The following is a 15,141-nucleotide window of genomic DNA, read 5'->3' on the forward strand; positions in this document are numbered from 1 at the left end:
ATGTTAATTGGACCTTTTTGTTTTAAAGACTTTATAATGTTAAGACCGGCCATAATATGGTATTATTTTATATAATATAGTAATTATTAGGGGTGAAGCATTTGTTTGAAGATAGTGAAGGAAAAGGCCCCATTACTTGTTCATTTTGTGGTAAATCACAAGATCAAGTAAAGAAAATCGTCGCGGGACCAGACGTGTACATTTGTAATGAATGTATTGATTTATGTAAAGATATCGTTGATGAAGAATTAGCTCAAGAAAATGCTGATACTACTTTCAAGTCACTTAGTCCAAAAGAAATCGTGGCTAAGTTAAATGACTATGTTATTGGTCAAGATGAAGCTAAGAAAACATTAGCGGTGGCAGTATACAACCACTACAAACGTGTAAATAATTTAGATAGTGAAGATGATACTGAACTACAAAAAAGTAATATTTCAATTATTGGACCTACAGGTTCTGGTAAAACTTATTTAGCACAATCATTAGCAAGAATTTTAAATGTACCTTTTGCAATTGCTGATGCAACTACATTAACTGAAGCAGGATATGTTGGAGAAGATGTAGAAAACATCTTATTAAAACTATTACAAAATGCTGATTTTGATGTTGAAAGAGCTGAAAAGGGAATCATTTATGTTGATGAAATTGATAAGATTGCAAAGAAATCCGAAAATGTTTCTATTACAAGAGATGTTTCAGGTGAAGGTGTTCAACAAGCGCTTCTAAAGATTTTAGAAGGTACTGTTGCTAGTGTTCCACCTAATGGTGGTAGAAAACATCCTCAACAAGAAATGATTCAAATTGATACTAAGAATATCCTATTCATCGTGGGTGGTGCTTTTGATGGTATTCAAGATATCGTTAAGCACAGACTAGGTGATAAAACTATTGGTTTTGGTACTGATTCTAGTGAAGCTGCAAAGGTAAACGAAGATAATATTATGCAACATGTTATCCCAAGTGATTTACTTCAATTTGGTTTAATCCCAGAATTTATCGGTAGATTACCAATTTTAACAGCTTTAAACAAATTATCAGAAGATGATTTAGTTAGAATCCTTACAGAACCTAAAAATGCATTGGTTAAGCAATATGTTAAGTTAATGTCAATTGATGGAGTTGATTTAGAATTTGATGAAGATGCATTAAAGGAAATGGCACATACAGCGATCGAAAGAAAAACTGGAGCTCGTGGATTAAGATCAATCATGGAAGATACTATGAGAGATGTAATGTATGAAATTCCAAGTGAAGACGATGTTGAAAAAGTGGTCATTACTAAGGATGCTGTGCAAAAAAATGATGAACCAAACATCATTAAAAAAGCCTAAATAATAGTAGACCTTGCAGATTAATTTCTGTAAGGTCTTTTATTATTAACATTGAAAAATAACCATAATTTAATGGGATTGTCTTTATTAAATAGTGCTGTTTTATGTTAAAATTAATGTATACAAAAAAGGAAACGAGTGAATTAAATGGACGTACACAATGTTAATATTGATATCAGTGCGGTTGAACCAAAACAATATCCAACTAATGGATATCCTGAAATTGCTTTAGTTGGAAGATCAAACGTTGGAAAGTCATCACTTACCAATGTTTTAATTAATCGTAATGGATATGCAAGAACATCTAACAAACCTGGTAAGACGCAAACGCTTAATTTCTACAATATTGATGAAAAATTATTTTTTGTTGATATTCCAGGATACGGTTATGCCAAAATTTCTAAGGCGCAACGTGCTAAGTGGGGACAAATGATTGAAACATACTTAACCACAAGAAAACAACTTAGAGGGGTTGTTTTATTAATTGATGGTCGACGTGAACCTAGTCAAGATGATATTCAAATGTATGAATTCTTGAAATACTATGAAATTCCAACACTATTATTGGCAACTAAAATGGATAAAACGCCAAAGAGTAAATGGAACAAAGAAATTAGTGTTCTAAATAAGACTGTTGATCTAGCAGAGGGAGACGAAATTCAATTATTCTCTGCTTTAAGCAAGTATGGTAAAGAAGAAGTTTGGAATTGGATTGAAAGTAAAACGGGGGTAAAATAAGTGGAATTTAACGAATATCAAAAAGCGGCTAATAAGACTCTACATGGAAATGAACAAGTTTTAACAAACTGTGCACTAGGTTTATCTAGTGAAACTGGTCAAGTTGTTGATTTAGTTAAAAAGTACACATTTCATGGCGATAATTTAGACAGAGAACAACTTGTAAAAGAAATGGGTGATGTTCTTTGGTATTTATCACAAATAGCAGAATGGAATAAGATTGAATTCGAAGAAATTGCTGAATTTAATATTACCCGCCTAAATAAGAAAAAATAAAAAGAGGCTTCACAATTTATATTGTGAAGCCTGCTTTACGTTTATTTATCTTTTTTCTTGTCAGATGTCTTTTTATCTTTTCTTTTAAGAAATTTATCACGATTTTTATCGCTTGTATCAAGTTTAGCAAACTTATCAAACATTGCATTTAAATCGTTATTACGTTGAATATTTAATCCCATAATATGCATCTCCTTATTTTAGCTATATAATAGCAAATTAAGCGGAATTTGTCATATTGATTTTTGAACGAGGTGATTTAATTGGCCACATCACATATTGAGCATAAACTAACTTTACTTCCTGATTTACCTGGATGTTATTTGATGAAAGATAAATTAGGGAAAATTATTTATGTTGGAAAAGCCAAAAACTTAAAAAATAGAGTTCGTTCATACTTCAAGAGTAGTCATGAGGGAAAGACTGCCAAATTAGTTTCTGAGATCAGGGATTTTGAAACCATTATCACAACTAACGATAAAGAAGCTTTCCTTCTAGAAATTACATTGATTCAAAAGCACCGCCCATACTACAATATCCAATTAAAACAGGGAAATGGCGGATATCCATATATTAAGATTACTAATGAAACGGATCCACAATTAAAAATCGTCAACACGATTAAAAAAGACGGTGGATATTACTTCGGACCTTATCCAAACGTCTATGCTGCTGATGAAACGCTTCATTTTTTGCAAAAGGTATATCCACTTAGAAGATGTAATGGATATCAACACCGTCCTTGTTTGTATTACCATATGGGACAATGTTTAGGAGCCTGCTTCAAAAAGGTTCCTAAGTCAGAATATGATAAACAAATAAAGCAAATTAAGTCATTTTTAAATGGTGACGTTAGCATTGCTAAGAAAATGTTAACCAAAAAGATGAAAGCAGCAGCGGAAGAAATGCAATACGAAAGAGCTGCAGAAATAAGAGATCAATTAAAATATATTGAAATCACTGTAGAAAAGCAAAAAATCATATCTAACGATACAACACCACGAGATGTATTTAATTACTATGTTAATCATGGATGGATTTCTATCCAAATATTCTTCATTAGACAAGCTCGGTTATTAAAAAGAGTAAAGCGAAGTTTTCCAATTGTTGATGATCCAGTTGAAACAATGGAAGATTTTATTGGTCAATTTTATTCAGAGGAGAATCACCAAACTCCGCGAGAAGTATTAGTACCAAGTTCATTGGATGTTGATTTAATATCTGAAGCCATTGATACTCCAGTAAGAGTTCCGCAAAGAGGACAGAAGAAAGACTTAATCGACATGGCTGAAAAGAACGCCAAATTAGTCTTAGATGAAAAGTTTAGATTAATGGAACTAGATAACATTAAGACTAAGGGCGCAATGGATGAATTATGTGCTGCCCTAAATATAAGTCGTGGACATGTGATTGAAGCATTTGACCACTCTCATATTCAAGGGGCGGATATTGTATCGGCAATGGTTCAATTTGTTGATGGTAAACCCAATAAGAATGCTTACCGTAAATATAAATTACAAAACGAAGACCATGCTGATGAAGCAGCCAGCACGAAAGAAGTTATAAGAAGAAGATATACAAGACTCTTAAAAGAGCACGCTGACATGCCAGACTTGATTTTGATGGATGGTGGAGAGATTCAGTTAAATGCGGTTAAAGATGTTTTGGAAAATGAACTTGGTTTGGAGATACCTGTTGCTGGAATGGTGAAGAATGATAAACATAAGACTGCTGATTTATTATTTGGAGAATTAGATGAACATATCTCGTTAAATCCAAAAAGCCAGGCGTTTTATCTAGTGCAAAGAATTCAGGATGAAGTGCATAGATTTGCAATTAATTTCCATAGACAAGTACACACTAAGCATTCATTAAGTTCTGAATTAGATAATATTGAAGGTGTTGGTCCAAAGACCAGAACTAAGTTATTAAATAAGTTTAAAACAATGAAGAAAATTGCTGATGCATCAGTTGACGAACTAAAGGCATTAGGAATAAGTGACCAAACAGTGAAAAACATCAAATATTATCTAAATAATATTGAAAAGTAAATATGGATTGTTTACTGACGTTTAAAATAAAGTTATACTAATAGTTATAAAATAAAAGATAGAGCGGAGATAACATGTTTGTTGATCAAGTAAAAATTAACATAAAGTCAGGAAAAGGTGGTAACGGAATCGTTGCCTTTAGAAGAGAAAAATATGTTCCAAACGGTGGACCAGCTGGTGGAGATGGAGGCCGCGGTGGAAACATCATTTTTGGTGTGGACACAGGGATGAACACATTGATGGACTTTAGATACAAAAGAAAATTTGCTGCCAAAAATGGTGCTGATGGTGGTAATAAGAGAATGACAGGTAAAAGTGCCGATGATTTATATATTTACTTACCTGAAGGAACATCTGTCTACAACGACGACACTAATCAACTATTATTCGATTTAGTTAACCCTGATGATGAATATGTTGCACTAAAAGGTGGTCGTGGTGGAAGAGGAAATACCCATTTTGCTTCTGCTAAAAACTCAGCACCTGAAATTGCTGAAAACGGGGAACCAGGTGAAGAACTAAACGTTAGACTTGAACTTAAAGTATTAGCTGATGTTGGTTTAGTTGGATTCCCATCAGTTGGTAAATCAACTTTATTATCAACTATTACTAGTTCAAAGCCTAAGGTTGCTGAATATCACTTTACAACGTTAGTGCCAAACTTAGGGATGGTAAGATTAGATGATGGAAGAGATTTTGTAATCGCTGATTTACCAGGTCTAATTGAAGGTGCATCATCTGGAATTGGTTTAGGTTTCCAATTCTTACGTCACGTTGAGAGAACACGTGTCATCTTACATTTAGTTGATATGTCTGGACAAGAAGGTAGAGATCCTTATGTTGACTATCAAAAAATTAATGAAGAACTAGCTAAATATGATGAAAATCTACTAAAACGACCACAAATTGTTGTTGCTACTAAGATGGATATGCCAGATGCGCAAGAAAATCTGGAAGAATTTAAGAAACAAATTGAAAATGATGAATTAGCACATGAAGTGTTGGCAATTTCATCTGTTACCCATGCTGGGTTAACTGAACTAATTAGTAAGACATCTGACTTGCTAGAAACAACACCTAAGTTCCCAATTACTGATGTTGAAGAAGTGGACGAAGAAGTTCAATACAATGCTGCTGATGAAGAAGCACCATTTACAATTAGTAGGGATGAAGATGACGTTTGGGTATTATCTGGTAACAAGATTGAAAGATTATTCCAAATGACTGATACAACACATGATCAAAGTATGTTGCGCTTTGCAAGACAGCTTAAAGGAATGGGTGTTGATGAAGCACTTAGAGAAGCTGGAGCTAAAGACGGTGATTTAGTCGCTATTTTAGACTTTACTTTTACATTTGTTGACTAATAAAAATAGATGGGGTGAACCCGTCTTTTTTTATGTGCTACAATTTAATTAGGATTTATTGACGAAAAAGAAAAGGAAAATATTTTTATGCAATTAGAATTTTTAGGTACTGGTTCAGGAGTTCCAGGAAAATTTAGAAATGTGGCAGCAACTGCTTTAAAACTATTAGACGAATGTAATTCAGTATGGTTATTTGACTGTGGTGAAGGAACACAACAACAAATTTTGAGATCCAACCTAAAGCCCAGAAAGATTAATAAAATTTTTATTACACATTTACATGGTGATCATATTTTTGGTTTACCGGGACTATTAAGTTCACGATCATTTCAAGGTGGAGATACACCATTAACCATTTATGGACCTAAGGGAATTGCAGATTTTGTTAGAGTTAGTTTAGCAGTATCTCAATCTAAGCTTTCATACAAAATTAACTTTGAAGAATTGTCTACTCCAGGAACAATTTTTGAAGACGATAAGTTCAAGGTAGTGATGGGTGAATTAGATCATCAAATTAAATGTTTTGGATTTAGAATTGAAGAAAAAGACCACCAAGGTGAATTACTTGTTGATAAGTTAAAAGAAGCAAGTATTCCGTCTGGACCTGTATATGGAAAAATTAAAAATGGTGAAACTATCACTTTAGATGACGGTAGAACTATTAATGGTCAAGACTTTATCGGACCATCACAAAAAGGAAGAACAGTAACCATTATCGGAGATACTAGAAGCAATCCTACCAGTTACAATTTAGCTCAAGATGCTGATGTTTTAGTGCATGAAAGTACGTTTGGCAAAGGTGAAAGTAGATTAGCTCACAACTATTATCATTCTACAAATATGCAAGCTGCTAAATTAGCAACTAAGGCCAATGTTGGTAAATTACTATTAACCCATGTGTCAGCTAGATATACAGGCAAGATGGCTCATGAATTACAAAATCAAGCGCGTAGCGTTTTTGAAAATACAAGGGTTGTAAAAGATTTTGATGTGGTAGAAATTCCGTTTAAAAAACTTAACTAAAAAGGATTGATTTAATGATTTCAGCAAATTTTAATTGGCAATATAAAAGCAATGAAATATCTTCTGAAGCAAAAGAATTTGCGAAAGAATTATCTATCAACGATTCTATTGTTGAAATGTTAATTCAACGTGGTTATGATTCGATTGAGAAGATAAGGGATTTTTTAAATCCAAGCTTAGATCAATTAAGGGATCCTTTTTTATTTCACGACATGCAAAAAGCGTGTGAAAGAATTAATCAAGCTGTTGAAAATGGTGAAAAAATTACTGTTTATGGTGATTATGATGCCGATGGAATAACAAGTACATCTGTGATGTACGAAACATTACTTAATATTGGCGCTAATGTTGAGTTCTTTGTTCCTAATCGTTTTACAGACGGATATGGACCTAACCCAGATGTTTATAAAAGAATTATCAATGAGGGAACAACATTAATTGTTACCGTTGATAATGGGATTTCTGGAAATGAAGCTATTGATGTAGCAAATAAAATGAATTGTGACGTTATTATCACTGATCATCATCAATTACCTGAAAAACTTCCTAATGCATATGCAATTGTGCATGCCAGATACCCTGGACATGAATATCCATTTGGAGAATTTTCTGGTGTTGGGGTAGCTTTTAAAGTTGCAACAGCACTATTGGGCGAACTACCAGAGGAGTACTTTGATTTAGCAGCTATTGGAACAATTGCTGATATAGTTTCTTTAACTGATGAAAATAGAGTGCTGGTAAAATTTGGTCTTAAGATGATTGAAAATACTGAAAGACCTGGATTGGCAAGCTTAGCAAAACTTGCGGGATTGAAAGGTGAACTTAACGAACAAAGTATTGGATTTGGTTTAGGACCACGCTTAAACGCATTAGGTAGAATGGGTAGCGCTAAATCTGGTGTTGAACTATTAACTACCTTTGATGATGTTCAAGCAGAAGAACTGGCAAGAGAAACTGATGAACAAAATAAAAAGCGTAAAAAATTTGTTGAAGATATAAGTACAGAAGCGATAATTCAAGCTCAAACACAGCCAGACAGTCGAGTTATTGTTGTTTATGGTCAAAATTGGCATGAAGGGGTAGTTGGAATAGTAGCTAATAAGTTAGTAGAAAAGTTCCAAAAGCCTAGTATTGTTATGAACTTAGATACAACAACCAGAATTTTAAAAGGCTCTGGGAGAAGTATCGAAGGATTTAACTTGTTTGAAGCTATCAACGGAATAAGAGATGGATTAGTTTCATTTGGTGGACACGAAATGGCCGTTGGATTAAGCGTTGAAGAATCTAAAGTTGATGTTTTGATTAATCATTTAGATCAATTTGCAGAAACTCATAATTTAGATAAAATCGCGAAACCAACACTAAAAATATCGAACATATTAAACTGTTCTCAAGTGAATGAAGCACTATTTAATCAATTACAATTATTAGCTCCGTTTGGAACAGATAACGAATATCCGATTTTTGAATTTAATCCTCAAATGGTGTCCAATATTAAGACCATGGGACAAGACAATAGTCATTTGCGTTTTCAAATGGAAGATAACGGCAGTAAGGTGAATGTTTTAGCGTTTAAAAATGGTGCTTTGGCTGATGAATTAAGTGCTAATTTTGATGACATGAAGATTGCTGGACATTTAGAAAAGAATACTTGGAAGGGAAGAACCACTATTCAAGTAATGCTAGATGATATGTACAGCAGCGGAGTTCAAATAATCGATAAAAGAACCCGTGTGATTGCTAAAGAGATGTTCGATCCAAACGCTGGTTATGTATTTTTTAATGCAAAATTATTCGATAAATTGGGTAGTATTATAAATGACGAATCAGCAGCTTGTTTATACCCTGATTTGTCTTCAATTGATAAATTTGATAATATAATAATAGTTGATTGTCCTAATGAACCGGGCATTTTAGAAGATTTATTAGCTAAAATTAGCGGTGAATCGTTAACCTTTTACCTGTTTAAAAATAATTATATTGGTTCAAAAGGGATGCCAAATAGAGCGCAATATGCTAAACTATTTAAGTTCGTTATGATGAACAATGATATTAAAATACATGATAATATCAATGAAATTAGTAAGAAGTTGAATATAGATCTTCAAAACCTAATATTTATGATTAATGTATTTAATGAGTTAGATTTTGTTTTCATTGACAATGGAATTATGAACTATAATCCTGATCTGGTAAAAAGTGATTTATCAAGTAGTCGCGCTTACCAGTCTCGAGAAAAACAAATTGAAGTTGAAAAGCAACTTTTAGCTATTAGTAGGGAAAAGTTTAAACAAGCTATTCGAATTTGTTTGGGTAAATGAAAGGAAGTTATTAACTAATGGCACTTGATTTGCATGACTATATAGCAAGTTATCAAGATTTTCCGGAACCTGGGGTATTATTTAGAGATATCTCACCATTGATGGAAGATGGACAAGCATATCATCAAGCAACTGATGAAATTGTTAAATATGCTAAAGAAAAGAAAGTTGATTTAATTGTTGGCCCTGAAGCTAGAGGATTTATTGTTGGTTGTCCAGTGGCCTATGATTTAGGAATTGGATTTGTTCCTGCTAGAAAGAAAGGTAAGCTACCAGGTGAAACTGTGAGCGCTTCATATGGACTAGAATACGGTAAATCTTCATTATACCTTCACTCCGATGCTGTAAAGCCAGGACAAAGAGTATTAATTACTGATGATTTACTAGCTACTGGTGGAACCATCGAAGCAACAATTAAGTTAGTAGAACAACTTGGCGGGATCGTCGTTGGAGCTGCCTTCATCGTGGAAATTGAAGCGCTTAAAGGACGAGAAAAGATTAAGGATTACGATATTCTTAGTTTATTAAAATACTAATTACTAGGGGACTTTCCCTTAATATGGATAGTTGGCAGAGCGGTAATGCATCGGACTCGAAATCCGACGAACCGGTAATACCGGCGGGCAGGTTCGACTCCTGTACTATCCTTAAACTGAATTTCAAGAAAAAAGCGTAGTTACAAATTAAACGTTCTAATAAGAGCATAATTTGATAACTGCGTTTTTATATTAATTTAAGGTTCGAAATGCATTATTAACTTGTAACTATTTCATAATGATTACAAATGGTAAAAGCAATAGATTTTCTTTAATTTAATGCTATACTATCAATATAATAATCGCGAAGAAAAGAGTGGTGATTATGAGAAATAAACGATTTATAATCGTTGGAATGATATTATTTTTAATCTTGATGTTTATTCAATTGGGAAGCCTTACTAAAAAAACTCTTGCTGATACCAGCAACGAGTCTAAGAGAATTGGTTTATCATTGGATTGTTCAAGAACATATTATTCTACTTCTACAATCAAAAAATATATAGATTTATTAAAGAAAGATCATGGTACATATCTTCAACTACACTTAAACGATAATGAAAGATATGGTGTTGAAAGTTCAACGTTAGGCCAAACAACAAAGAATGCAACACTTAAAAATGGTGTTTACTACAATAACAAAACACACCTAGCATTTTTAAGTAAAAATCAATTATTAGATGTAATTCAATACGGTTACACTCATGGAATTGAAGTAATTCCTGAAATCGACTTACCAGGTCACGCTAAATCTATTTTTAAACTTCTTTCATACACTTCTGAAGGAAAGAAATTAGTGAAAGAATTAGAAAATAAAGATGGCTACAATGAAATGTACTACAACAAACAAGCAACAATCGATTTTTCTAAGAGGTTATTAAGTGAATACGTAGGGATGCTTCCTAGCGGATACCACATTATTGTCGGTGCAGATGAAATAACTATTAGCGATAAAAGCGATCAAGAAGCTGTTGTGAAGTATATTAATGCAATTGATGATTATGTAAATGCCAATCATTTAAAACTTGAAATGTGGAATGATAGTTTTCACAAGGCTGTTTTGAACAAGTATCACAAAGATATTTTAATTAATTACTGGAGTTTAACCGGTGAAGTTAGTTCAAGCAAAGATAGAAAAGATAATATCAGAATGAGAGCAACGCTCCCAGAATTAAATAAAGCCGGTTTTAAGACGATTAATTACAATAGTTATTATTTATACATGATTACTGACCCAACATCATTTACCAGTGAATCTAAGAAGATTTGGACTTCTGAGTTCAAAAAATGGAAAATGAATATGTGGAACGATGAATCAACAAAGGATATTACAAAGAGTGCTAACAATATTGGTGCTGCTATCTCTATCTGGGGTGAATATCCTAACCAATATACTGGTGATCAAACATACAATAAGACTTATTATTATGTCGATACGTTTTTAAAAGCCCAAGATAAATTTACTAAGTAAGTTCCTTATATCGATAAAATATGGTATATTTTAAATAACATCTATTTTATGGAGAGTTAATAATGCTTAAATTAAAGATTAATGCAAAACAAGGTAATCAACAAATTAAATTATCTGATGGAACATATGGTCAACTAACGGGGGTTAGAATTCCTACTGGTGGTTTTGGACAAGAAGTTATCCAATGGACATTCTTATCAGTTGATCAAATCCACGAAGGGTTTGTTTATGCTGGCCCATTCTATGATGGACTAGTAATTAACTCCTTGAATGCAAAGGATCAATATGAAGTAAAAATGGTTAATAAGTAAAGCGTACTTTTGAAGTGCGCTTTTTTTACTATAATCTTTGAGCAGTGAAAAGTTTCATAGTACAATTATAATAATATATATTTTGAAAGAGTGGATTATGATTATGAATGTTGGAATTGATAAGATGAGCTTTTATTCATCAGACATGTATCTTGATATGGTGGATTTAGCACATGCTAGAAATGAAGACCCTAATAAATTTTTAATTGGAATTGGTCAAAAGAAAATGGCGGTTATTCCTAAAACACAAGATGTAGTTACCATGGCTGCAAATGCTTGTTTGAAAATAATTGATGATAATGATCGAGAAAAAATCGATTTAATTATTTTCGGGACTGAAACTGGAATTGATAATTCAAAATCTGCAGCAATTTATTTGCAAAATATGTTGGGGTTAAGCAGAAGTGGTAGAGCGTTTGAAATTAAGCAAGCTTGTTATGGGGCTACTGCAGGATTACAAATGGCCAAAGAATATGTAGAAAATAATCCTGAGAAAAAAGCACTAGTTATCGGTGCAGATATTGCAAGATACGGCATTAATACTCCAGGTGAAGTAACCCAAGGTGGTGGTGCAATTGCGATGGTTATATCTGCTAATCCTTCAATTGCTGAATTTGAAGGATCAAGTACATTTTATTCTGATGATGTAATGGATTTTTGGAGACCATTATATAGAACTGAAGCAGTTGTGGATGGTCATTATTCAAATGATGTTTATGTGGACTTCTTTAAAAAGACATGGGATGAATACAAGCAAATCACTGGCAAAACTATAGAAGATTTTGCTGCAATGACTTTCCATTTACCATATGTAAAAATGGGGATTAAAGCATTAAGAGCGATTATTGATGAAGCTAGTGAAGAACATCAAGATAAACTAAAAACAGAATTTGGTTTTGGAAAAGTATATAATGAAAACATCGGGAACCTTTATACTGGTTCATTGTATTTAAACTTCTTGTCATTAATAAATAATTCTGATCAGTTAAATGTTGGAGATAGAATTGGATTATTCAGTTACGGTTCTGGAGCTCAAGGTGAATTCTTTGCGATGAAATTATGTAAAGAATTTAAAAACAATGAATTGATAAGTCAAATTGATTCTGATATCGCAAACAGAAAACAAGTATCCGTTTCTGAATATGAAAGTATCTTTAATGATTGGGTACCAATTAAGGACCAAGAACTTAGTTTTGATACAAGCAATGATGATGCAACATTTACACTTAAGGGTGTTAAGAACCATCAAAGAATTTATGATAGAAAGTAGGAATAAACATGAGATTATATTTGGCAGGTCCATTTTTTGATGACGAACAGATTGAAAGAATCGAAAGAGTTGAAAAAGCACTAGATGCAAACAAAACAGTAACAGATTACTTTAGTCCAAGAAATTCAAATGTGAATGATGGTGCCGAAATTGGTAGTAGTCAATGGTCTAAAGATGTATTTCAACTAGATGTCGATGAAATAAAAAAAGCTGATGCCGTCATCGCAATTATCGACTTTGTAGACGATAATGTTGATAGCGGTACAGCTTTTGAAATTGGATATGCTTATGCAATTGGTAAACCGGTTGTTTTATTCCATGAAAAGGATGCAATTGTTAATTTAATGCTTTCAAATGGTTCTAAGTCATACTTAACAAAGGTTAGTGATGTTGAATCCTTTGACTTTGAAAAGATGCCAGAATATCACTATGAAGGCGAAGTATTTTAAAATACACTATCTCTGAATAAACCAACGACCTTACCAATGATATAAACTTGATCTAAAATGATAGGATCTAAATTATCATTTTCTGGTTGAAGACGATAGTGATCTGATTCTTTAAAGAATCTTTTACAAGTTGCTTCATTTTCTGATGTCATGGCGATAACAATGTCACCGTTGTTAGCAGTTGATTGTTTTCTAACGATGACCTTATCACCATTTAAAATTCCAATGTTTATCATACTTTCACCTTGAATGGTAAGCATGAAGATTTCATCAGAATTGTCGTATTGTTCAGGCATAGAGAAAAATTCGGAAGTATCTTCCACGGCTAAAATTGGTTCCCCGGCAGCAACAGTTCCTAAAACTGGGATTTGTCCAGGATGAGTATTTACTCCCAATGTTTTTAGTCCGTCTTCAGTAATTTCTAGTGCTCTAGGTTTAGCAGGATTTTTAACAATAAATCCTTTCTTTTCCAGACGGCTTAAATGTCCATGCACAGTAGAAGTTGAAGAAAGATCAACGGCTTCTCCAATTTCTCTAACGGTTGGAGGATAACCTTGACTATTGATTCTTTTCCAGATAAATTCTAAAATAGCTAATTGTTTAGAAGATTTTTCTTCTTTTGAAAAAGTCAAATCGATACCCCGTTTCTTATATGTATTTTCAATGTTTTAAATATAGCATATTAAACAAATAAAAACAAATGTTCGTAAAGGAGAGGATAAAATGTCAGAAGCAGAAGATCCAATTTTAAAGAAACTTATTCCTAGAATTAACGAATTAGCTCATAAAGCTAAAAATGAAGGATTAAGTAAAGAAGAAGAGGCCGAAAGAGCCGATCTTAGAAAACAATATCTAAAAAGATTTAAAGAAAACATGAGAAGCCAAATTGAAATGGTTCAAATCTTTAATAAAGAGGGTAAAGAAGTTACCCCAGAAAAAGTTAAAGAAGTTCAAAGAAAGAAAGGGCTTCGTGACGACTAAAAAACTTTTGAATTTAATTATTAATTTGTGTAAAATTAATAATAGAAATAAATGGAGGGAGGAAGAATTATGTCACCATTCTTTTGGATTATTCTAATTATTTTAGCTTTAATCGTAGGTCTATTTGGTGGATTCTTCATGGCACGTAAGTACATGGAAAAATATCTTAAAGATAATCCCCCAATTAACAAGGATCAATTAAGAGCAATGATGTTGCAAATGGGTCAAAAGCCATCAGCTAAGAAATTAAATCAAATGATGAATAGTATGAAGGCTAACGCCAAGTAAAAAAAAGACATAATCAAATGATTATGTCTTTTTTATTACTTTTTAGAAGGGTCAATGTATTTGAATTCGGGATCAATTTCTTGGTCTAACTTATCAAAGGCTTGTTGCATTTGATCTTCAATTGCTTTTTGACCTTCTTCATTTAGCTTAATACCTTTATCTAGATAGATTGGATCACCAAAATTAATGATAGCTCTTTTTCTAGAAAATAGGCTCTTAAATGTAAGTGGACCCTGATATACGGCTGGCAACAATGGCTTCTTAGATAATTTAGCAATTAATGTTGCGCCACCTTTTAAGTCTTGTGAATGTCTTGTTCCAGAAGGGAAGATAATTAGAGACTTATTTGAATTTTGTAGAATTTTAACTGGTTCTTTAATTACAGATGGCCCTGGGTTTTCACGATCAACACTTAAAACGTTTGCGTGGACTAATACAAATTTAAGAAATGGATTTTTAAATAATTCCTTTTTAGCCATAAAGGCAAATTCTTTTGGACTAGCAGCTAATGCAAAATATAACGGATCAAACCAGGTACGATGAGGTGCGACTAGTATGTAGTTTCCCTCAGGGATACGTTGTTTGTTTTTGAATGTTGGTGCTCCATTTATTGGGTATAAAATGATTCTAGATAAAATCTTTAAGAAAGAATACATTATTTAACTCCTCTCGTACTTTATTATTTAATAGTATTCTATTATTATGAGTATATGCAAGGAAAAAAT

At 32.8% G+C, this 15,141-nt stretch carries 17 protein-coding genes and 1 tRNA gene; 15 read left to right on the forward strand and 3 right to left on the reverse strand.

The window, feature by feature from the left end; translation table 11 throughout:
• The first annotated feature begins 101 nt into the window (after positions 1-101).
• From clpX to ABWU86_RS00895, 3 genes are all read left to right on the forward strand, one after another.
• Complete coding sequence (gene clpX, locus ABWU86_RS00885) at positions 102-1,334, forward strand: ATP-dependent Clp protease ATP-binding subunit ClpX (RefSeq protein WP_293793666.1); 1,233 nt, start codon at positions 102-104, stop codon at positions 1,332-1,334.
• A gap of 147 nt (positions 1,335-1,481) precedes the next feature.
• A complete protein-coding gene (yihA, locus tag ABWU86_RS00890; RefSeq protein WP_293793668.1) occupies positions 1,482-2,072 on the forward strand; it encodes a ribosome biogenesis GTP-binding protein YihA/YsxC in 591 nt (196 codons plus the stop codon).
• Positions 2,073-2,348 carry a nucleoside triphosphate pyrophosphohydrolase family protein gene (locus ABWU86_RS00895; RefSeq protein WP_293793670.1) on the forward strand — a complete coding sequence of 92 codons (276 nt, stop codon included), beginning with the start codon at positions 2,073-2,075 and terminating at the stop codon, positions 2,346-2,348.
• 41 nt (positions 2,349-2,389) lie between these two features.
• On the opposite strand, the gene ABWU86_RS00900 is transcribed toward ABWU86_RS00895, so the two are convergent.
• Entirely contained in the window at positions 2,390-2,530 is a 141-nt protein-coding gene (locus ABWU86_RS00900; RefSeq protein WP_293793672.1) for an SPJ_0845 family protein, read from the reverse strand.
• An 81-nt stretch (positions 2,531-2,611) separates the two neighbouring features.
• Here ABWU86_RS00900 and uvrC point away from each other — a divergent pair, with 81 nt between their 5' ends.
• From uvrC to ABWU86_RS00950, 10 genes are all read left to right on the forward strand, one after another.
• Positions 2,612-4,399: an excinuclease ABC subunit UvrC gene (gene uvrC / locus ABWU86_RS00905; RefSeq protein ID WP_293793674.1), complete on the forward strand. Its 1,788-nt coding sequence runs from the start codon at positions 2,612-2,614 to the stop codon at positions 4,397-4,399.
• A 74-nt stretch (positions 4,400-4,473) separates the two neighbouring features.
• Entirely contained in the window at positions 4,474-5,766 is a 1,293-nt protein-coding gene (gene obgE / locus ABWU86_RS00910; protein WP_293793676.1) for a GTPase ObgE, read from the forward strand.
• 87 nt (positions 5,767-5,853) lie between these two features.
• Complete coding sequence (gene rnz / locus ABWU86_RS00915) at positions 5,854-6,789, forward strand: ribonuclease Z (RefSeq protein ID WP_353320956.1); 936 nt, start codon at positions 5,854-5,856, stop codon at positions 6,787-6,789.
• A 14-nt stretch (positions 6,790-6,803) separates the two neighbouring features.
• On the forward strand, positions 6,804-9,110 hold the full coding sequence (gene recJ / locus ABWU86_RS00920) for a single-stranded-DNA-specific exonuclease RecJ (RefSeq protein ID WP_353320958.1): 2,307 nt from the start codon (positions 6,804-6,806) through the stop codon (positions 9,108-9,110).
• 17 nt (positions 9,111-9,127) lie between these two features.
• The gene (locus ABWU86_RS00925) at positions 9,128-9,646 is read left to right on the forward strand and encodes an adenine phosphoribosyltransferase (protein WP_053950205.1); all 519 of its coding nucleotides are present in this window, start codon (positions 9,128-9,130) and stop codon (positions 9,644-9,646) included.
• Positions 9,647-9,671: 25 nt separating this feature from the next.
• A tRNA-Ser gene (locus ABWU86_RS00930) sits at positions 9,672-9,758 on the forward strand.
• Positions 9,759-9,971: 213 nt separating this feature from the next.
• Positions 9,972-11,117: a family 20 glycosylhydrolase gene (locus ABWU86_RS00935; protein ID WP_293792957.1), complete on the forward strand. Its 1,146-nt coding sequence runs from the start codon at positions 9,972-9,974 to the stop codon at positions 11,115-11,117.
• Between the two features lie 62 nt (positions 11,118-11,179).
• Positions 11,180-11,428, forward strand: coding sequence for a hypothetical protein (locus tag ABWU86_RS00940; protein ID WP_293792956.1), 249 nt, complete (start codon positions 11,180-11,182; stop codon positions 11,426-11,428).
• Positions 11,429-11,531: 103 nt separating this feature from the next.
• The gene (locus tag ABWU86_RS00945; RefSeq protein ID WP_293792954.1) at positions 11,532-12,698 is read left to right on the forward strand and encodes a hydroxymethylglutaryl-CoA synthase; all 1,167 of its coding nucleotides are present in this window, start codon (positions 11,532-11,534) and stop codon (positions 12,696-12,698) included.
• 8 nt (positions 12,699-12,706) lie between these two features.
• Positions 12,707-13,147, forward strand: coding sequence for a nucleoside 2-deoxyribosyltransferase (locus ABWU86_RS00950; RefSeq protein WP_293792951.1), 441 nt, complete (start codon positions 12,707-12,709; stop codon positions 13,145-13,147).
• Here ABWU86_RS00950 and lexA read toward each other — a convergent pair.
• Complete coding sequence (lexA, locus tag ABWU86_RS00955) at positions 13,144-13,779, reverse strand: transcriptional repressor LexA (protein WP_353320962.1); 636 nt, start codon at positions 13,777-13,779, stop codon at positions 13,144-13,146. The genes ABWU86_RS00950 and lexA overlap by 4 nt on opposite strands.
• Positions 13,780-13,870: 91 nt before the next feature.
• On the opposite strand from lexA, the gene ABWU86_RS00960 reads away from it, so the two are divergent.
• Both ABWU86_RS00960 and ABWU86_RS00965 read left to right on the forward strand, forming a co-directional pair.
• The gene (locus tag ABWU86_RS00960; RefSeq protein WP_053950162.1) at positions 13,871-14,128 is read left to right on the forward strand and encodes a DUF896 domain-containing protein; all 258 of its coding nucleotides are present in this window, start codon (positions 13,871-13,873) and stop codon (positions 14,126-14,128) included.
• Between the two features lie 69 nt (positions 14,129-14,197).
• Positions 14,198-14,416 (forward strand): YneF family protein, encoded by a 219-nt coding sequence (locus ABWU86_RS00965; RefSeq protein WP_053950161.1) that lies wholly within the window; start codon positions 14,198-14,200, stop codon positions 14,414-14,416.
• 35 nt (positions 14,417-14,451) lie between these two features.
• On the opposite strand, the gene ABWU86_RS00970 is transcribed toward ABWU86_RS00965, so the two are convergent.
• On the reverse strand, positions 14,452-15,075 hold the full coding sequence (locus ABWU86_RS00970) for a lysophospholipid acyltransferase family protein (protein ID WP_353320992.1): 624 nt from the start codon (positions 15,073-15,075) through the stop codon (positions 14,452-14,454).
• Positions 15,076-15,141 lie beyond the last annotated feature (66 nt).

Source organism: Apilactobacillus pseudapinorum (assembly GCF_040369555.1).
GTDB lineage: Bacteria > Bacillota > Bacilli > Lactobacillales > Lactobacillaceae > Apilactobacillus.